Origin of the sequence: Winogradskyella thalassocola (genome assembly GCF_900099995.1) — a bacterium.
Lineage (GTDB): Bacteria > Bacteroidota > Bacteroidia > Flavobacteriales > Flavobacteriaceae > Winogradskyella > Winogradskyella thalassocola.
The window spans coordinates 864,797-883,646 of record NZ_FNCZ01000001.1 but is presented as its reverse complement, the minus strand read 5'-3'; the positions used below and the strand labels follow the sequence as shown (position 1 = coordinate 883,646).

Genomic DNA, 18,850 nt, shown 5'->3' with positions numbered 1-18,850 from the left:
ACTTAGATAAAGATTTGTTATAAATTCACAAATGCTATAATATTAATTTGATCTCTTCCTGAGTTTTCAAAAAATTGGTTCATATAACCCAATTCCACCCTCAAACTATCCGAAAATTTATAGCCCAAGCCTCCAAACACCCTATTTCTATCAAAAATAGAAGATTTAGTATTTAAAAATATTTCGTTATACAGTGAAAGATAGAGTGGGTTTTTAGCATCTTCTTTATATTGAAGCGGAACTTTAATTCCTAAAAAATATCTGAAACGCATTTTAAAATCGTCTTCTACAAATCGTTGTTCAAAACGATAGCGATGGCTTAAAACTACTTTACCGAGGTTCTGTTTGGTTGTAAACTGTTGAAAAATACGGTGTTCATTTACAGAAACTTTGTCGTCCGTATCACCAATATAATTTTCGGACAAAATATAACCATAACCTAATAAAATATTGTTATTATTTTCAGATAAATTATAACCAATTCCAGTTCTTAAAAGTAATTGCTCTAAATCGCCTACAGCATTGTAATTCCTATACTGAACCTCATTATGAATATTCCATTTAGAATTCAGTTTTTTGTTACCTATGTATATTAACCAATTTCCTAGATCACTATCTTGACTCATAGCAAAAAACGGCAACACTAATGCCATAATTAGTGTTGCTATTTTGCTTTTCTTTTTCATTTTAATTTGACTCATCAATGGGTTGTCTTTTTATTAATAAAACTCAACAGCACCTGTATTGATGTCGTACATTGCTCCAACAATCTTAATCTCACCACTTTTTTCCATCTCTGTTAAAATTGGACTTTCTGCATGAATTCTATCAATTGTTAATTCTACGTTTTTCTTAGATACTTCGTCAACAAAATCTAAATTTTTAGACGTTCGTAAGCTTTCATCTTTAGGTTCTGAAACTGCATTTACTGCTGGTGTAATTTTTTCTATTAACTTGGTTAAATTACCCATTTCTGCATGATCGCAAGCCCCTTTTACAGCACCACAACTTGTATGACCAAGTACAACAATAAGTTTTGTTCCTGCTAATTTACAAGCAAATTCCATGCTTCCTAATATATCTTCGTTTACAAAATTACCTGCAATACGAACGCTAAAAACATCACCTAAACCTTGATCAAAAACCAATTCTGCTGATACTCTAGAATCAATACAACTTAAAATCGTAGCAAATGGAAACTGTCCATCGCTAGTGTCATTAACTTGTTCTAATAAGTTACGATTGGCTTTTAAGTTATCTTGAAACCTTTGATTTCCCTCTTTTAAATATTGTAATGACTTATTTGGTGTCATTGTTGCCTGTGTTTCTTTTGTATGTGCTTTCATATATATAATTTTTTATTTATTAAAATTGTGTTTACTATGCTTCAGAAACTAATAACGAAACATTCAACTTATTTACGACTTCTTTTAATGACGTTTCAGCATTTGTTCTATCTTTTTCCCTATCTACGCATAATAAATTAATGTTATTTTTTTGCAGATACGAAGCAAGTGTTGTCATGGCATTGTCATTTTGCTCAAAGACATACTCTACCATTTTTCCTTCGTTTGAAATTAAAACATCAGATTCTTCTTGGCTATTGAGAATCCTAAAAGATTTTAATGGTGCTTTGGTATGTGTAATGATATCTTTAGAAAATTCGGTGCTAAAAATTTTATTAGAACCATTTAAAACTCCTAATGTCATTTTTTCATTTGGTACTAATGCGTTTTCATTTGAAGCAATCATTATAATTCCTTTGAATTTTTTTAATATAAAACGCGTAATACTATCTCCAAAAAGCTTGAGAGGATTAGAATCACGTTGCCCTAAAACAATAATATCTGGATTATAAAGTTTGATTTGTTTTTGTATTTCTTCCTTTATTTTTCCAAAAGCATAATTACCACTAACTTTTACATCGTACGCTTTTGAAAAATCATTAACTAAAGCTTCAATTTGTTTTTTAGTATTGTTATGCTCTTCATTTAAAGTTCTCATTGCAGAAAATTGATTATCTCTTTTTACAATATCAATATGCTTTTTAACGTGAAACAAAGATATTTCTCCATCAATCATTTTGGCTAAACCAACGCTGCTTTTTATGATTGTACTCGTCGATTTCTTTAAATCTGAAAGCACTAATATTTTATATTTGTTATTTTTCATAATTTCTAACTTAAACTTATATTAGACTTAGGTCTCAATTGAAAAAACTCAATAAAACTTGGTGGATTTTCAACAATACCTCTTTTTGAAATCAATTGGATATCAATATTTCTTTCTTTCGCTTTAAAGGCAAAATCATCGAGTATTTCAACTATATCATAGTCTAAATATCTAGTTTTAGTGACATCAAATTCTAAATAAGTATCTCTTGGTAAACTATCTAACTCTTTTAAGATAGCTCCCTTATTAAAAAATGTCACTTCTTCAGCAAGCTCCATTTTAATCTTATGTTTTCCGTTACTTTTATCTTCAATATGCAAAAAGTGAGAGTTTTGGTAGCTTTTTAACAATATAACTACTACTCCTACAGCTAAACCTAAGCCAATACCTACCAATAAATCCGTAAATACAATACCAAAAACAGTAACAAAAAACGGCACTGATTGTTTCCATCCTAACTTATACATTTTCATAAATAAAGCAGGCTTTGCTAATTTATAACCTACAATTAATAAAATTGCGGCTAAAACAGACAATGGGATTTTATTAAGTAAAGTAGGGATTAAAATCACTGAAATTAGTAATAAAAATCCATGAATAATTGCCGACATTTTACTTTTTCCACCAGACTGAATATTGGCAGAACTTCTTACAATTACTTGTGTAATTGGCAAACCTCCAATTAAACCAGATAAAATATTACCTGCACCTTGTGCTAATAACTCTCTATTTGTAGGGGTTACATTCTTATCTGGATCTAACTTATCTGTTGCCTCTACACAAAGCAACGTTTCTAAACTTGCTACTAAAGCAATAGTAAAAGCAATTACCCAAACTTCAGGATTTGTGATTACAGCAAAATTAGGAAAACTAAACTGTCCAATAAAAGAATCAAAATCATCTGGAACAGGAACACTTACTAAATGTGATTGTGCAATAGCAAATGTCTCGTTAGACTGTGTTACAACGAAGAAAATAATCCCAACTACAACAGCTACTAAAGGACCTTGAATAATTTGGAAAACCTTTCCTTTTTTGGCTAATACATTGCTCCATAGCAGTAAGATACCCAATGCTATAAAACCAACTACCATAGACCCAATGATAAGGTTATCAAAAATATTCCAAATCGCTGAAAATGTATTTTCGTCTGATGTCCACGTAAAGCTATCAGCTCCTTCTGGTTCTGCATCATAACCAAAGAAATGTGGTATTTGTTTTAAAATAATGATGATTCCGATACCGGTAAGCATCCCTTTAATCACAGAAGAAGGGAAATAATAACCAATAATTCCGGCTTTTAAAACGCCAAAAATTAATTGAATTATACCGCCTAAAACGACAGCAACTAAAAAGTTTTCATAACCACCTAAAGTACCTATTGCAGTTAATACAATAGCAGCTAAACCTGCCGCAGGCCCACTAACTCCAATCTTAGAACCACTTAAAGATCCTACTACCACTCCTCCAATAATTCCGGCAATTAAACCAGAGAAAAGAGGTGCTCCACTGGCTAAAGCAATACCTAAACATAGAGGTAATGCCACAAAAAATACAACGACACTTGCAGGCAAGTCGTTTTTTAATGTTTTAAACATTTTATATAATGATTTTGTCTATTGAATCGATTTCAATAGATGTTTTAATACTTTTTTTGGGGACAAGAAATGTCGAACGAAAAAATATTAAATAAAATCGGGAGGTGGAGAAATTAAATTAAGATGTGGCTTAGGATAGTTTTTAAATCTATAGCCTTCAAGATGAGCCACTTCTTGTTCTTCAATTATAAATTCTGAATCTTGATGATCTTTATCAAACAGAAGCTTAGCATGTGCGTTCTCTTCTTCTTCAGTTATACTAAAAAAACATGCTACATCAATTGAGTCATCGATAGATGCGATAATTGTAGGAGCAGAAATAAGCGCCATAAATACTATGGTTAAAAAAACAGCTATTCTGTATTTGGAGCTTTTTTGCATAAGCGGCAAATATAATATGTTCAATTTTAACAGACTGTTAAATTAGTTCTAAAAAACCTTCAATAATTTGATGTCTTTAGAAGGAATCCAACCGGTAGAATTATCAGATAATTGAATTTTGTTCCAATCTTCATAGGTTTCTAAGACTTGTACCTTAGTGCCTTCGTGTAATCTAAACACTTCTTCACTCGTAGGATTAGGGTCTGTTTTTACTCTACTTTCTTGTGCAAAAACAATTGCCGGATTATTTTTTTTATTTAAATCTGCCTTTTGAAATGCCATAGCTACAGAAATACAAGCTACAAATAAGCTTACAATACTAGTCACAAAAGCAATTCGTTTTTTTGAACTGGTATAAGAAAAGTGATAGGCTAGAAATATAATTACAAATAAAAGCACACCACCTACAGCGATCTTAGCCCAAGTATCGGTATTAAATGTGTTAACTATATTATTTACAATTCTTGAAAAACCAACGGTCGGAACTTTATCAATAGCATCAATCGTCATGTTTTGTGCAAATGCCAAATTGTTTTCTATATCCTTATCGTGAGGTGCTAATTGCAATGCTTTTTCAAAATAATAAATGCTAGGTGCAATGTTATTGAGTTTATAATTGGCATTTCCTAAGTTGAAATATAGCTCAGCTGAATGTTCTTTTGAATTTAAAATCGATTCATATTTATCAATGGCTTCGGCAAATTTTCCGTCGTTATATAAAGTATTGGCGTCTCTAAAAGTTTGATCGTTTTGCGAAAAACCAATAAGGTTAAAACAACATAAAAGTAAAAACGTAATGGCTCTCATATTATCTCAGTTGTTTATCTATTAACGAAATTGTCTTTGCTGCCTTATCATAATCATTCTGCATCGTCACTTGTGTAATTGGCGTATAACGTGCCAATTCGCAATTTTCTAAAATTGAAATAAAATCTGAAACGACCTCAGCTTCAACTTGGCGTTCTGTTAATAGACTTTCGATTTTTTCTTTATTAAAATCACTCGTCTCAATATTCAATTTTGCTTTTAAGTAATTATGAAGTGCTTTTTCTAATGCTAAATAAAACGATTCTTTCTGTCCCATCGCTTTTTTAGCTTCTCCTAAATATTTCTTAGCTAAACGGTCTGCTTTTCTAATACGATTTCCTTGTACATCGGCGTCACGCTCGTCCTTTTTACGTCTTACTACAATGGCTAATGGAATCGCTAAAAATGGGAGTAATAATAATGACCAAAATCCAGTGGACTTAAAGAACGGCTCTGATTTTATAGGTATCCAATTTGAATTTGTCTTTATAAACGCAAATGTGTTGGCAGTAGGATTAACGGATTGTTTGGTGTCTGTCGTCGTATTGTCAGCATTATTGCTAGCAGCAGTAGGACCTTCTATTACATCAATAACTATGTCTGATGATGTAATGCGCTTATAACTTTCCGTATCTAAATCAAAATATGAAAATGAGATTGTCGGGACAGGATATTTTCCCTTATACTGAGGTACAATAGTATACGTGTCTGAAATATTACCTTGCATACCGTAAATATTGGTACGAACATTCTCTTGATGCTCTGGCTCGTAAACTTCTAATGAACTTGGCACAGTGAGTTTTGGTAATTCAAACAGTTTTAAATTTCCTTTACCTGTAACTTCTATTTTTGCTTGAAGTGATTCCAAGGCATTTAACTGTGTTTTAGTCGTAATAACTTTAAAATCAAATTTACCTACAGCACCCTTAAAGTCTGATGGCTTACCTTCCTCTGGCAATGGTTTAACATTAATGGTCCTACTACCAGCCGTAACCTCTTTTGGGATTTTGGTCATTAAGCGTCTACCAAAAATATCCACTTTTTCTGATGGGACTTCTGCTGTAATATCCATCACTAAAGGCTCAATTTTTAGTGCTCCCGTTTTTTGAGGATAAAGCACCGTTTTTCTAAGAACAACGTAACGGTAATTTTCACCTTTAAATTCTCCTTCTTGAACAGGAAGTCCATTAATTTCTATATTCTGACTCCAAAAATCATTAAATCTAGGAATTTCCTTTTCTCTCCAATTACTACTGACTCCAATTTCTGTGGATACATACAATTTGTACACTACTGTTATGGCTTCGTTCAAATAAGGATTCGTATTTGAAACCTCAGCGACTAAATGAATCTTTTCTGCAGCAACATCTGAGGCGGCGGCATTTCCGTTTGGAGCGCTCACCGCAGCAGTAATATTAACCGTTATAGGAAATGTTTTATAAGTCTCCCCATCTATCTCAATGGTGGCTTGCTTAATAGTAAAACTACCTTGCTTTTTAGGTGCTAAAAAATAGCTATAGGTTTTAGAGAATGACCTTTTTCCGTTTCTAGAATAATTACTCACTGAGGTATTTGGACCACCAACGACATCAAAATCTGAAAAACTAGGTGGCACAAAATTGTCTCCATCCTTATTCATCTCAAAATCGATACGCAAACGCTCGTTAACACCTAATTTATTCTTGCTGACTTTGGCTTCAAATTTAACCTGTGCTGAAGCCATACTTGTAGCAAGTACTAAGAATACTATTACTAAGTTTTTAATTGATTTCATTTAATTTTTTAAAACACTTTTACCGCATTTAGTGAGAGACTGCATACTGCGACTGAATACTCTTAACTGACATTACCAATCCTTATCAGTCTTAACCTTTGCACCTTTTTGCTTTTCAGCATTCATTTTTTCTTGAACCTTTTGTTCTTGATTTTGCATGGCTTCCAAAATATTCTTTATCTGCTGAGGAGACATTTGTCCTGGCTTTGGTTTAGGCTGCTGATTATTATCCTTGTTATCTTCCTTTCCTTTTCCATCATCCTTTTTATCGTCTTTTGGTTTACCGTCTTCATCCTTATCCTTATCGCCATCTTTTTTGTCTTTATCTCCTTCATCTTTCTTATCCTGGTCGTCCTTCTTATCTTTATCGTCTTTGTTGTCGTCGTCTTTCTTTTGCTCGTCTTCTTTATTCTGTTCGTCGTCTTTGTTCTCGTCCTTTTTATCATCTTCACCTCCACCATCATCTTTTTGCTGATCGGCACATTCTTTTGCTAAGGCAAAATTATAACGCGATTCTTCATCAAGTGGATTGTTTCTTAATGCATTTTTATAAGCTTCAACAGCTTGCTTACATTGCTTATTCTGCATTAAGATATTACCAATATTATGAAATGCTCTGTGTTTTTCGTCTTTAGTCGTGGCATTATTTGCCGCTTCTTGACTTCTAAATAATGCCTCGTCAAAACTTCCTTTTTTATAATAAGAATGTGCTAAATTATAAGCTCCTGTAGCTTTGTTTGGAGCTTCTGAAATGGCTTTTCTGTATTCCATTTCGGCTTCTACATAGTTATCTTCACTAACCAATTCATTAGCTTTATAAACCAAATTAGTGGCATTTTTATCAGCTTTTAGTTGTTCCTTACTTAGGTCTTGGGAAAAGCCAAAACTGCCAACTAAAACTGTAATAAGTAGTATATAAAATTTCATATGTATCTCTTAATTATGAAAACGACCTCTAAATTACTAAAGCCTTAACAGACTTAGCGTTAAAAAAAATTTAAAAATTCTCGTTAAATAAATTCAACTTCGTTAACCAAGCCGTTTTTCGTTCTAAGAAGAAGATATCAATGAATAACAACAAAATTCCGAAGGCCAAAAACCACTGAAATTGATCTTTAAAATCTGCAATTTGTTTCGATTCAAATTCTTGTTTATCCATTTTATCCAATTCTTCTTTTATCGTTTTTACAACTTCAGCTGTATTGCTTCCATTAATATAAACTCCATTGGCTTCTGCGGCAATATCCTTTAAGGTAGATTCGTCTAATCGTGTAATTACAGTTTCTCCTTGATTGTCTTTTTTATAGTTTAGAACAACTCCATTTCGTTTTATAGGAATAGGGCCACCTTTTACGTCACCAACACCTATGGTTAATATTCTTATGCCTTGCTCTGCTGCTTCTTCAGCAATACTTAAGGCTTCTCCATCATGATCTTCTCCGTCTGAGATAATGATTAAAACACGATTGGCTTGGTTTTCGTTATCAAAATAAGTTTTTGAAAGTTGAATAGCCTCACTGATGGCCGTTCCTTGTGAGGACATCATATCCGTATTCATATTCTGTAAAAACATTTTTGCCGATGCATGGTCTGTTGTAATTGGTAATTGCGGAAATGCTTTACCTGCATAAGCGATAATCCCAACACGATCACTCACTAAACTGTTTACAATTTGTGTTACTAACTGTTTTGATTTATCTAAACGATTAGGCGCAATATCTTCGGCCAACATACTTTTTGAAACATCTACTGCAAAAACAACATCTACTCCTTCGCTTCGAATAGTTTCTAATTTGGTTCCAATTTTAGGATTCACCAATGCCAACGATAAGCAAGCAAAAGCAACACAAAGCACCAACACTTTCAAAACACTTTTAAATAAGGATTGATTAGGACTCAAGCGCTTTAACAAGGCAGAATCTGCAAATTTTTTCTGTGTAGAGCGTCTCCAAAGTTGAAGCCACAAAAACAGCAAAATGATTACTGGTATTACCAATAACGTCCAAAACCATATGTTTTCATCGAGTCTAAACAAAGCTTCTAAATATTGTGTTTCTTAATACTAATTCTATCAATAATAATAAGCCTGCCAATAGCACTAATGGCCTATATTTTTCGTCGTAATTGTAATATTTTGTTTCTTCTACTTCAGTTTTTTCGAGCTTATTGATTTCTTCATAAATTTGAGCTAACTTATCGTTATTGGTGGCTCTAAAATACTTTCCACCTGTTTCTAAGGCAATTTCTTTTAATAATGCCTCATCAATTTCTACTTGCATACGTCCATATCTAAAACTACCATTAGGATTAAAACCAATTGGAGACAATGCCATTCCGTTTGTACCTAAACCAATCGTGTAAACCTTAATACCATACTCTACGGCCAATTCACTCGCAATTTTTGGATCTATAAATCCTGAGTTATTTACACCATCTGTTAGTAAAATAATAACTTTACTCTTAGCTCTGCTATCTTTTAATCGGTTGACAGACGTTGCTAAACCCATACCAATTGCCGTTCCACCTTCAATGATAGAATTGTAATTAATATCTCTCAGTGATCGTTTTACAATAGACTTATCACTAGTAATTGGTGTCTTCGTATAAGCTTCACCAGCATATTCTACCAAACCAATTCGGTCATTAGGGCGGCCATCAATAAAATCGGCAGCTACTTCTTTTAAAGCATCTAGTCTATTAGGACGTAAATCTTTTGCTAACATACTTGCCGAAACGTCAATTGCCATTACAATATCAATACCGCTAGTTGTTTTAGTTTTGGTCGACACATCAACCGTTCTTGGTCTTGCCAAAGCTGTAATTAAAAGCGCTAAAGCAATTAAACGCAATGCAAACAGTAGATGTCTAAAATTAGACCAAAATGAAGATGAACTTTTAAACCCTTTAATGCTCGATATTTTTAACTCAGCCGTTTGTTTGCTATGTTTAAGAACATACCAAACTATGGCTATTGGCAAAAGCAATAGTAACCAGAAAAATTCTTTATTTAAAAATTGTATACTCTCTAACATTATTCTTTCTCTTCTTCAGGCTCTTCAGATTTAAGTTCTATAGAGTCCGTTATACGTTCAATCATTTCATCTGCGTAAGCATCGTCTTTAGACCACGTGATTACAATCTGTTGCAATACGTTTTCATTAGAAAAACATAATAATACATACTCTGCATTTATTAAATTATCTGTTCCGGGCGCTTTAAGATTTAAAGTCCCAAATGTTTTTAAGCCTTCAGCATTATTAGGTGTAATAAACTTATCTGTCTTAACGGTTATATCTGTAGCACCTTTTGCTTCGAAACCTTTAATGGTTTCCTCAGACACCTTCAACAAATCGAACGTAGGTTTATCTGTACTCTCTCCTTGTGGTGCTTGTTTTGGCACTTTAAGTGTCGTTGTATTTATAACCACACTAAAAACATCTAACATGGTGCCGTAAGCAAAAGTCGTCATGTTAAGTTGCACTTTAGCCGCTTCCGGAATTTGAGAATCAACACGTTTTAAAACTTTAGGGGTCTCAATCCAAACTGGTGGAAAACCATACGCACTTTTAACCCAATCGCCTTCTAACAGTTCTTTACTTTCATGGCCAATTATAGTGTCTTTAACATATCCGAAGCCATATTTAACACCAAAACCAACTAGTGTAGCAATGATTAGAAATAATGAAATACCAATGGTAATCCAGACTTTTCTGCGTTTCTTTTTACGTTCCTGTGCTTCTTTATATTTTTGGTCTAATAATTTTTCTTCTTCAGAAGGTTCTGGCAAGCTAACTTTAACGTTATCTATGGCTTTATCTATTGTTGATTTATCCATTTCTGCAAGTGCAATGTCTGGCGAAGACTTAGCAAATTTAACTAAATCGGCACGTTGCAATATAGATTCGATATGTAAGATGGTCTCTTTTGAAAGTGGAATTTGGTTCCCTTCTTTCAATAAATTTAATCTAGAAATAAGTTCTGATGTTGTGCTCTCTAAAGCACGATCATACACTTTTTCATCTAAATATTTTCTGATGATAAATGTAAGTTCTGAATAATATTCCTTGACTTCAGAACGCATTAAAAACTGACTTTCATCTAGTTTTTGTAATGCTAATTTAGCACGATCATAAGGAGGTAGTAATGCTATCTCTTCTTCTTCTGATAGCGGTTTTGTTCTCCAAATAAACCAGTACAATAAAAATCCAACAAGCGCAATTGCTAATAATGCGATTAAAACCCATTTCCACCAATCACTTCCGCTTTCTTCTACTTCGATAATAGGTTTAATATCGTAAAGCTTTTGTTTTGTAGTATCTACTTCAATCGTGTTTACCTCAATTTTTAAAGAATCTGTAAAAAAGGGCTGTTCACCAATAATAACTTTTTGTCTCGGAATGGTATACGCACCAGAATCGAATTGTGTTAGCTTGTAAATTCTTGACAATAAAAACTTAGCATCACGTTTTGTGGTGTCTATTTTTAACGCCTCCACGTTCTCTAAAGGCATAAACGTTTGACCTTCTGGAAACACAACTAAGGCCAATGAATCTGCTTCGACATTGATCTTATAATTGATTTGCTCACCCACTCTGATTTTAGTCGTGTCTATTTCAGTTGAAACTTGAGCTGAAGAGAAAAAAGAACCAAGAACAAAGAACACAGAAAATAGCCCGAAGACGGAAGACCGAAAACGGAAGACCGTTGCGTCTTCATTTTTAGTTAATATGCTGAATATATATTTTAAACTTTTCACTTTACAATTCTTACTTTACATTTTCTACTTCTTCATGATTCCAACCTTAAGCTTCGAACTTATCAGCCTCTTCGCTTAAAGTATCCTAATAATTTCTTCACATAACTTTCGTCCACGCGACAATCAATGACTCCTGCTCCAGATTTCGCAAAACTGTCTTTAAAGTACCTCACTTTTTCGTGATAATATTTACTGTAATTCTGCCTTACTTTTTTAGAAGCCGTGTTTATAAGCATCATTTCACCTGTTTCTACATCTTCCATTTGCACCATTCCTATATTCGGAATTTCTTCTTCGTGCTTATCATAAACTCTAATACCTGTAATATCGTGTCTACCAGATGCAATTTTAAGGTTCTGTTTGTAATCGTCTGCCACAAAATCCGACAGCACAAAAACAATCGCCTTTTTCTTCATAACGTTAGACAAAAACTTAAAAGCTTCTGCAACATTCGTTTGTTTACTTTTGGGCTTAAACTCTAATAATTCGCGAATTATTCTAAGTACATGAGAACGTCCCTTTTTTGGCGGAATGTAAAGTTCTATCTGATCCGAGAATAAAATCAATCCTATTTTATCATTGTTCTGAGTTGCTGAAAACGCTAATGTTGCCGCGATTTCTGTAACTATTTCATCTTTAAACTGATTTTTTGTTCCAAAGATTTCACTTCCGGAAACATCTGCCATCAACATCATCGTAAGCTCACGTTCTTCTTCAAAAACTTTAATATGTGGCTCGTTGGTTCTTGCCGTAACATTCCAATCGATATTTCTAACATCATCACCAAATTGGTATTGGCGCACTTCCGAAAACGTCATACCACGACCTTTAAAGGTTGAGTGGTATTCACCTCCAAATATATGATCAGACAAACGACGTGTCTTAATCTCTATTTTTCGTACTTTTTTAAGAAGTTCTTTAGTATCCATTTTTTCTGTTTGCAGTGAGCAGTCTTCAGTTAGCAGTTACGTATAAATCAGAATTAGAGTTAGCCACTGCCAACTGAATACTGATTTACTAACCACTATTATGGTACTTCGATTTCGTTTACAATCTTATTGATAATATCCTCTGAAGTGATATTCTCCGCTTCAGCTTCGTAAGTGATTCCTATTCTGTGACGTAAAACATCGTGAACAATAGCACGAACATCTTCTGGTATAACATAACCTCTTCGCTTAATAAAAGCATAACATTTAGCTGCTGTAGCTAAGTTAATACTTCCACGAGGAGAAGCCCCAAAAGAAATTAAAGGTTTTAAATCGCCTAGTTTATATTTTTCAGGATAACGTGTTGCGAAAACAATATCGAGAATATATTTTTCAATTTTCTCATCCATATAAACTTCTCTAACCGCATTCTGTGCACTTAGAATCTGAGCAATTGAAACCACAGGATTTACTTTTTCGTAAGTTCCTCTTAAGTTGGCTCTTACAATTTGCTGTTCATCATCTATCGTTGGATAATCTATAACCGTTTTTAGCATAAAACGATCCACTTGTGCTTCTGGCAAAGGATAAGTTCCTTCTTGCTCAACTGGGTTCATCGTTGCCATTACTAAGAATGGTTTGTCTAAAATAAACGTTTCATCACCAATGGTTACTTGCTTTTCTTGCATTGCTTCAAGCAAAGCCGATTGCACTTTTGCTGGCGCTCTGTTAATCTCATCTGCTAAAACAAAATTGGCGAAGATTGGTCCTTTTTTAATCGTGAAGTCATTCTCCTTCATATTAAAAATTAATGTACCAACGACATCTGCAGGTAATAAATCTGGTGTAAACTGAATTCTACTAAAACTAGCATCAATCGCTTTTGAAAGCGTATTAATCGCTAATGTTTTTGCCAAACCAGGTACACCTTCTAATAAAATATGACCTTGACCTAATAAACCGATGAGTAATCGCTCTACCATATGCTTTTGTCCAACGATAACCTTATTCATTTCAAAGGTTAATAAATCTACAAATGCACTTTCTCTTTCTATCTTTTCGTTAATTGATTTAATATCAACTGTACTCGTTTCTTCCATTATTTAAGGGTTTAAGAACAAATCTATGTTTTACACCAATTTCATTTTAAAATATATTTTTAATAAGAAATGGCTTCGTGTTTTTTAGAGCATGCAAAGTGTTAAAATTTTTCGTTAGTTGCTGTTAACAATTGGTTAAAATAAAAAGAGCGACACATCTGTATCACTCTTTTTTAAAAAAAACAAGTATTCTACCTGTAAACTACTAGATTAAAGTAATAGGGTCTAACGTATTTATTGAACCCACAGTTATCTCTACATTATCGATTATTACAATCTGATATAACGGTAAAGTATTAGAATTTGGAGTTACGGTTACTGTATATACACCAGCAGGTAAGCCTGGAATTTCAAAATATCCACTAGAATTAACCATTGTAGATGCTGTTACTCCTTGACCATTGTCTACAAAAACCTCAGCCGCAATATCTGAGTTTGTGATTTCACCAACTAAAGTTCCTGAATTAACTTCTAAACTAGCTCTTAAAACAGGTTTTAAATTTATATTATCCGAGTTACCAGCCATTACAATAGATTCATCGACATCAAAATCTAAAATAAAATCATAATTGAATCCAGATAATATGGGTTGGTTAACCATGACTTTAAGGCCAGATTGTTGAGCACTTGGTGTATTTAATAAACGAGGTTCTGTTTCTCCTTCCAAAACAACACTGTTATCATCACCTAATAACAATCTTATTTGTTGAATTGTACCTGTCTGGATATCGACGTCATCAACTAAACTTAGACTCACACCCCCTGTAAGCTCTAATAGATCGTAAACACCTGGGTTAATAACTCCAATTGAGTTCCATCCACCGTCATCATCACCATCAGCATCATCTTGATACTTGACCATCACATCTATAATTTCAACGAAAACATTCTCATAATCTCCTGGATCATCAACTAGTTTTACAGACATTTTTGCCGTACCTAAATTATCAGAACTATCCGAGTCACTACAAGAAAATGCAAGAAGTAGGATTAAAATTGATGTAATTTGTTTTAAGAGTTTCATTTTAATGAGTTTTTAATATTTCTAATGTATGTACGAGCCTAATCGCATAATTAGACTATATGTGATAAATTCTATAGAAAAAAAAAAAAGAGCAACACCGAAGTATTGCTCATTTAAAGTTCAGAACTCGCCTAAACGAGTTCTATTAATCATGGATTAGGATAATTAATATTGAATGTCTCTGATTTGCGTATATAATTTTGGATTTAATACCATCATATTATCAGTCGCATTAAAACTAATAGATTCATCGAGGTTAAGATCTATTACAATGTCATAAATATGATTGGATTGAAATTCTGTATTTACTAAGTTAGAAGGTGTTGCATTACCTTTATCTAGAACATCTAAACTGAATAATGTTTGGTTAATATCAATAAAATTATTGTCACTTAAAACGATTCTAATTTCATAAACGTATGCAGATTCAATTTCTGCAAAATCTACTAATTGTAATTGAGCATCATCATTAAGCGCACTAACATTATGTGTTCCGGTGTTAATTGCATTTAAACTAACCCAAGCATTTGTTGCTGTTTTCTCTTCTTTTACTCGTATTTGCACATCCTCTATATCTAAGTAAACTTTATTAAGGTCTTGAGTTGTGCTTTTTAAACTAACAGAAACGGCTGCTAATTGGCTATTCTTATTACCCATATCATCTTTAGAACAGCTAGTTGCGCTTGTTAAAATGATAAACGTTAATACTAAGAATTTTATAGTTTGTAAGTGCTTCATGATTTGAGGTATTGAATAATTACAAAGCAATGATACCTCATTCGGTATGTTTTGAGTATTTTTATGCATGAATTGCAAAAAAACCCATATAAACTGAAAATAAAGTGAAATATTCTCGATTAATTGCAGGTACTATGACCTGGGGAAGCTGGGGAAAACAGCTCTCAAATAAAGAGATGGAAGCTTTAATAAACTTCTGTGTTTCTAACCGCATTACCACTTTCGACCATGCTGACATTTATGGTGCTTATACTACTGAAGCCGACTTTGGCAAGGCACTTACAGGCTCTAGTATTAAACGAGAAGATATTCAACTAATTTCAAAATGTGGTATTCAAGAGCAATGTGGTGACCGGAAAAACAATAGAGTTAAACATTATAATTACAGTAAAGAGTATATTATTGGCTCTGTTGAAGACTCTCTAAAACATCTCGAAACCGAGTATTTAGATTTATTATTACTACACAGACCTAGTCCATTAATGGTTGCTGAAGACATTGCCGAAGCAATTACCATTTTAAAGAAAGACGGAAAGATTAGAGACTTTGGTGTGTCTAATTTTACACCATCGCAAATGGACATGATTGGTTTGCGTATGGATATAGACGTCAATCAAATTGAATTCTCTCTAACCGAACATTCTGCAATGTATAATGGAACGTTAGATTTTATGATGACTAGCGGCATAAAACCAATGGCTTGGTCGCCTTTAGGTTCTGTATTTAAAGACGATAATGAACAAACCAGACGTATCCATAAACAACTAGGTGAATTAATGGATAAATACAATGCAACGGAAGATCAGTTGTTATTGGCTTGGATCTTAAAGCATCCTTCAGGTATTCACCCTGTTATAGGAACGACAACTGAAAAGCGACTAAAACTCGCTGTTGAAGCAGCGAAAATTGAACTAGAATTAGAAGATTGGTTTTTAATTTTACTAGCCGCACAAGGACATAACGTACCTTAACGGATTCCCAAAAAAACAAGAATATTGTGTTTTTAAAATTTAAGTATCAAACTAATAAATAGGTTCCGGCATCTGCAGGAACGTTTGCGCTATGAAAAAAACAGCACTAATAACAGGAGCAACAAGTGGAATCGGAAGAGCAACGGCTCATTTATTTGCCAAACATGGCATTAACTTAATATTATGCGGTCGTAGACAAGAGCGCTTAGACAGTGTTCAAAAGGCACTTTCTAAAGAAACCGATGTGCATACTTTAAATTTTGATGTTCGGGATAGAGAAAAAACATTTGAAGCTATTGCGTCCTTACCAAAAGCATTTCAACACATTGATATTTTAATAAATAATGCAGGCAACGCTCATGGCTTAGACCCCATCCAAACTGGAAATTTAGACGATTGGGATGCGATGATGGATATTAACGTAAAAGGCTTGCTCTATGTCAGTAAAGCTATTATTCCTAGAATGACCGAACGCAAATCCGGACACATTATAAATATCGGCTCTTCTGCCGGTAAAGAAGTGTATCCAAATGGTAATGTGTATTGCGGCAGTAAACATGCCGTTTTAGCAATTACGGAAGGCATGCGTATTGATTTAAATCCCTTCGGAATTAAAGTAGGAGCCATTAATCCCGGTTTGGTAGAAACTGAATTTTCTAAGGTCCGATTTAAAGGAGATGCCGCAGCAGACAATGTATATAAAGGTTATAAAGCTTTACAAGCAGAAGATGTAGCGGACGTCATTTATTTTGCGATTTCTAGACCTGCTCATGTAAATATTGCAGATGTGTTGATGTTTTGTACGGCTCAGGCGAATTCAACAACAGTAAAGAAATCTTTATAGTTTCTTCACTGTTGTTGAATATTATTTATTCTTATTAATTATTTTTTATTTCTACATCATGGCACATTATCGTTCATTTGAAGATTTAGAAGTTTACAAAAATGCTACAACATTTTGTGATGCTATTTGGGATATCATTATAAATACACCTTTACAAAAAGATTATAAATTGAGAGAACAAATAAATGGTTCTTCTGGTTCAATTATGGATAATATCGCTGAAGGATTCGGTAGAGGTGGAAATAAAGAATTTATTATGTTTTTGAGTTTTTCACGCGGCTCTTGTGCCGAAACCAAATCACAATTATTGCGTGCAAAAAACAGAAATCATATTACTGTCGAATTATATACTGAGCTTAATTCGAAAGCCGAAAACCTTATTGAGCAACTTTCAAAATTTATGACTTATTTAAAAAAATCTAATCGAAAAGGGCCAAAGTTCGATTAAGCCCTAATAAATAATAACAATAATTAATAGACAATAGTCCTTGATTAACAAACGCCTTCTCATAAAGCACTTACTTGCTCACAACGATGAGAACAGTTTTTATGATAAAAAGCGAAAAATTGATATTAGTCAAAAAGAAGGAAAAGCGAAGTTTTTAAAACATGTTTGCGCACTTTCTAATAGTAATCCAAAGAACAATTCTTATATCGTTATTGGTGTAGAGGATACCGACAACGAAATTATTGGTGTCGATTTTTTTGATGATAGCAAAATTCAGAATCTCATTAATGCTTACCTCAACAATCCACCAATTGTACAGTATGAAAACATTCCATTTCCGCATTTACCAGACGATAAAGTTGTTGGTTTAGTAACTATTAGACCCATTGATAGTATTACATCACTCAAAAAAAACATCTGGAAATATTACGGTGGCTCTGTCTTTTTTAGAGATGGTAGCATAAGCATGCCTAAAGTTTTTGATATTGAAATTAAAGATGTGAATTCTAATATTGTGGCTGCCATAGAAAACCATGCGCAAAATAATATTGAATTAACTCTAGATGGTGTATTCGACTTTATGAATAAACGTCAGGATTTTAGTCCACAATACAAAGTCTTTAAGGAATACTTCGTGTTATGTTGGTCTGGTGCTAAAAAGCATGTAAAACATGAATTGTTCTTTTCTAGGGTGGATATCGAGTTAATTAACGAACAGGTTCGATTATTTTATTCGGCTTTAGATGAAGTCTCTATTTCTTACACTGAAGACACTTTTAGAATCACAGAATATGTTAGGCTTGGTTTACATCAATCCTATAAATATTACCAACTTGAAGAAAAAATTATTCACTTTGAAAACAACGCCAATTATTCTATTGAAGCGAACCTCATTTTTGAGCCACCTCAGTTTGACAAAAAAGTGTTGCATCATATTTATAATTCCAATAATACAATTTTAGAAAAGCTTAAAAAAAACAGTCCTTTAAATCAAAATGACGAAGCTGATTTAAAGAATTTAGCGGCCAGCTATCTCATCTGTTTTCTAAATGGGTTTGATGATGCATTACTAAAACTTGAAGAGATAAAACCATACCTAAAGAGCTACAATTTAGAACTCTATTTTTCTTACAAAGAAACAATGCGAATTTTAAGAAAAGTAAAATACAGTTAGTTCATCGATAATAATGGAGTTTTCACCCTCATTTTTTGCATCTTATCGGAAGTATTTAAAAAACAATACTGATTATACAATTTTTTCGACCATTCATCATAAATTTTGCTGACCATAAGAAATATTACTCATAT

At 33.2% G+C, this 18,850-nt stretch carries 19 protein-coding genes; 4 read left to right on the top strand and 15 right to left on the bottom strand.

All coding sequences use genetic code 11. The features are described from left to right. Positions 1–17: 17 nt before the first annotated feature. The 15 genes from BLT80_RS03695 to BLT80_RS03625 all read right to left on the bottom strand — a co-directional run bounded on the left by BLT80_RS03695 (position 18) and on the right by BLT80_RS03625 (position 15,279). Positions 18–686, bottom strand: coding sequence for a DUF2490 domain-containing protein (locus BLT80_RS03695; protein ID WP_245710085.1), 669 nt, complete (start codon positions 684–686; stop codon positions 18–20). A gap of 33 nt (positions 687–719) precedes the next feature. Next, complete coding sequence (locus BLT80_RS03690; protein ID WP_092466225.1) at positions 720–1,346, bottom strand: carbonic anhydrase family protein; 627 nt, start codon at positions 1,344–1,346, stop codon at positions 720–722. Between the two features lie 34 nt (positions 1,347–1,380). After that, positions 1,381–2,172 (bottom strand): universal stress protein, encoded by a 792-nt coding sequence (locus BLT80_RS03685; protein ID WP_092466224.1) that lies wholly within the window; start codon positions 2,170–2,172, stop codon positions 1,381–1,383. A 5-nt stretch (positions 2,173–2,177) separates the two neighbouring features. Continuing rightward, positions 2,178–3,770, bottom strand: coding sequence for a SulP family inorganic anion transporter (locus BLT80_RS03680; RefSeq protein ID WP_092466223.1), 1,593 nt, complete (start codon positions 3,768–3,770; stop codon positions 2,178–2,180). Between the two features lie 87 nt (positions 3,771–3,857). Beyond that, the gene (locus BLT80_RS03675) at positions 3,858–4,151 is read right to left on the bottom strand and encodes a hypothetical protein (RefSeq protein WP_245710084.1); all 294 of its coding nucleotides are present in this window, start codon (positions 4,149–4,151) and stop codon (positions 3,858–3,860) included. A 48-nt stretch (positions 4,152–4,199) separates the two neighbouring features. Continuing rightward, the gene (locus tag BLT80_RS03670) at positions 4,200–4,958 is read right to left on the bottom strand and encodes a tetratricopeptide repeat protein (RefSeq protein WP_092466222.1); all 759 of its coding nucleotides are present in this window, start codon (positions 4,956–4,958) and stop codon (positions 4,200–4,202) included. A 1-nt stretch (position 4,959) separates the two neighbouring features. Then, complete coding sequence (locus BLT80_RS03665) at positions 4,960–6,732, bottom strand: BatD family protein (RefSeq protein ID WP_092466221.1); 1,773 nt, start codon at positions 6,730–6,732, stop codon at positions 4,960–4,962. Between the two features lie 72 nt (positions 6,733–6,804). Beyond that, the gene (locus BLT80_RS03660; RefSeq protein WP_092466220.1) at positions 6,805–7,659 is read right to left on the bottom strand and encodes a tetratricopeptide repeat protein; all 855 of its coding nucleotides are present in this window, start codon (positions 7,657–7,659) and stop codon (positions 6,805–6,807) included. A gap of 70 nt (positions 7,660–7,729) precedes the next feature. Continuing rightward, positions 7,730–8,767: a vWA domain-containing protein gene (locus tag BLT80_RS03655; protein WP_092466219.1), complete on the bottom strand. Its 1,038-nt coding sequence runs from the start codon at positions 8,765–8,767 to the stop codon at positions 7,730–7,732. Further along, positions 8,760–9,764, bottom strand: coding sequence for a vWA domain-containing protein (locus BLT80_RS03650; RefSeq protein WP_092466218.1), 1,005 nt, complete (start codon positions 9,762–9,764; stop codon positions 8,760–8,762). The genes BLT80_RS03655 and BLT80_RS03650 overlap by 8 nt, the downstream gene beginning before the upstream one ends. Then, complete coding sequence (locus BLT80_RS03645) at positions 9,764–11,488, bottom strand: hypothetical protein (protein ID WP_245710082.1); 1,725 nt, start codon at positions 11,486–11,488, stop codon at positions 9,764–9,766. Before BLT80_RS03645 ends, BLT80_RS03650 begins: the two co-directional genes overlap by 1 nt. A 62-nt stretch (positions 11,489–11,550) precedes the next feature. Further along, positions 11,551–12,417 carry a DUF58 domain-containing protein gene (locus tag BLT80_RS03640; RefSeq protein WP_092466217.1) on the bottom strand — a complete coding sequence of 289 codons (867 nt, stop codon included), beginning with the start codon at positions 12,415–12,417 and terminating at the stop codon, positions 11,551–11,553. Between the two features lie 98 nt (positions 12,418–12,515). After that, positions 12,516–13,517 carry an AAA family ATPase gene (locus tag BLT80_RS03635; protein WP_092466216.1) on the bottom strand — a complete coding sequence of 334 codons (1,002 nt, stop codon included), beginning with the start codon at positions 13,515–13,517 and terminating at the stop codon, positions 12,516–12,518. 205 nt (positions 13,518–13,722) lie between these two features. Then, on the bottom strand, positions 13,723–14,541 hold the full coding sequence (locus BLT80_RS03630) for a DUF4382 domain-containing protein (RefSeq protein WP_092466215.1): 819 nt from the start codon (positions 14,539–14,541) through the stop codon (positions 13,723–13,725). A 165-nt stretch (positions 14,542–14,706) separates the two neighbouring features. Further along, a complete protein-coding gene (locus BLT80_RS03625; protein WP_175455541.1) occupies positions 14,707–15,279 on the bottom strand; it encodes a DUF4382 domain-containing protein in 573 nt (190 codons plus the stop codon). 104 nt (positions 15,280–15,383) lie between these two features. On the opposite strand from BLT80_RS03625, the gene BLT80_RS03620 reads away from it, so the two are divergent. The 4 genes from BLT80_RS03620 (at position 15,384) to BLT80_RS03605 (ending at position 18,716) form a co-directional block, all read left to right on the top strand. Then, on the top strand, positions 15,384–16,250 hold the full coding sequence (locus BLT80_RS03620) for an aldo/keto reductase (protein WP_092466213.1): 867 nt from the start codon (positions 15,384–15,386) through the stop codon (positions 16,248–16,250). Between the two features lie 91 nt (positions 16,251–16,341). Further along, positions 16,342–17,094 carry an SDR family NAD(P)-dependent oxidoreductase gene (locus BLT80_RS03615; protein WP_092466212.1) on the top strand — a complete coding sequence of 251 codons (753 nt, stop codon included), beginning with the start codon at positions 16,342–16,344 and terminating at the stop codon, positions 17,092–17,094. Positions 17,095–17,152: 58 nt separating this feature from the next. Beyond that, positions 17,153–17,542, top strand: coding sequence for a four helix bundle protein (locus tag BLT80_RS03610; protein WP_092466211.1), 390 nt, complete (start codon positions 17,153–17,155; stop codon positions 17,540–17,542). Positions 17,543–17,582: 40 nt separating this feature from the next. Beyond that, a complete protein-coding gene (locus BLT80_RS03605) occupies positions 17,583–18,716 on the top strand; it encodes an ATP-binding protein (RefSeq protein ID WP_092466210.1) in 1,134 nt (377 codons plus the stop codon). Positions 18,717–18,850 lie beyond the last annotated feature (134 nt).

Excerpts from the sequence above, each read along its gene's own strand:
- BLT80_RS03695 (WP_245710085.1), bottom strand. The coding sequence starts at position 686 with ATGAAAAAGAAAAGCAAAATAGCAACACTAATTATGGCATTAGTGTTG.
- BLT80_RS03625 (WP_175455541.1), bottom strand. The coding sequence starts at position 15,279 with ATGAAGCACTTACAAACTATAAAATTCTTAGTATTAACGTTTATCATT.
- BLT80_RS03630 (WP_092466215.1), bottom strand. The coding sequence starts at position 14,541 with ATGAAACTCTTAAAACAAATTACATCAATTTTAATCCTACTTCTTGCA.
- BLT80_RS03615 (WP_092466212.1), top strand. The coding sequence starts at position 16,342 with ATGAAAAAAACAGCACTAATAACAGGAGCAACAAGTGGAATCGGAAGA.
- BLT80_RS03665 (WP_092466221.1), bottom strand. The coding sequence starts at position 6,732 with ATGAAATCAATTAAAAACTTAGTAATAGTATTCTTAGTACTTGCTACA.
- BLT80_RS03670 (WP_092466222.1), bottom strand. The coding sequence starts at position 4,958 with ATGAGAGCCATTACGTTTTTACTTTTATGTTGTTTTAACCTTATTGGT.
- BLT80_RS03660 (WP_092466220.1), bottom strand. The coding sequence starts at position 7,659 with ATGAAATTTTATATACTACTTATTACAGTTTTAGTTGGCAGTTTTGGC.
- BLT80_RS03690 (WP_092466225.1), bottom strand. The coding sequence starts at position 1,346 with ATGAAAGCACATACAAAAGAAACACAGGCAACAATGACACCAAATAAG.
- BLT80_RS03610 (WP_092466211.1), top strand. The coding sequence starts at position 17,153 with ATGGCACATTATCGTTCATTTGAAGATTTAGAAGTTTACAAAAATGCT.
- BLT80_RS03650 (WP_092466218.1), bottom strand. The coding sequence starts at position 9,764 with ATGTTAGAGAGTATACAATTTTTAAATAAAGAATTTTTCTGGTTACTA.
- BLT80_RS03635 (WP_092466216.1), bottom strand. The coding sequence starts at position 13,517 with ATGGAAGAAACGAGTACAGTTGATATTAAATCAATTAACGAAAAGATA.
- BLT80_RS03685 (WP_092466224.1), bottom strand. The coding sequence starts at position 2,172 with ATGAAAAATAACAAATATAAAATATTAGTGCTTTCAGATTTAAAGAAA.
- BLT80_RS03680 (WP_092466223.1), bottom strand. The coding sequence starts at position 3,770 with ATGTTTAAAACATTAAAAAACGACTTGCCTGCAAGTGTCGTTGTATTT.
- BLT80_RS03640 (WP_092466217.1), bottom strand. The coding sequence starts at position 12,417 with ATGGATACTAAAGAACTTCTTAAAAAAGTACGAAAAATAGAGATTAAG.
- BLT80_RS03675 (WP_245710084.1), bottom strand. The coding sequence starts at position 4,151 with ATGCAAAAAAGCTCCAAATACAGAATAGCTGTTTTTTTAACCATAGTA.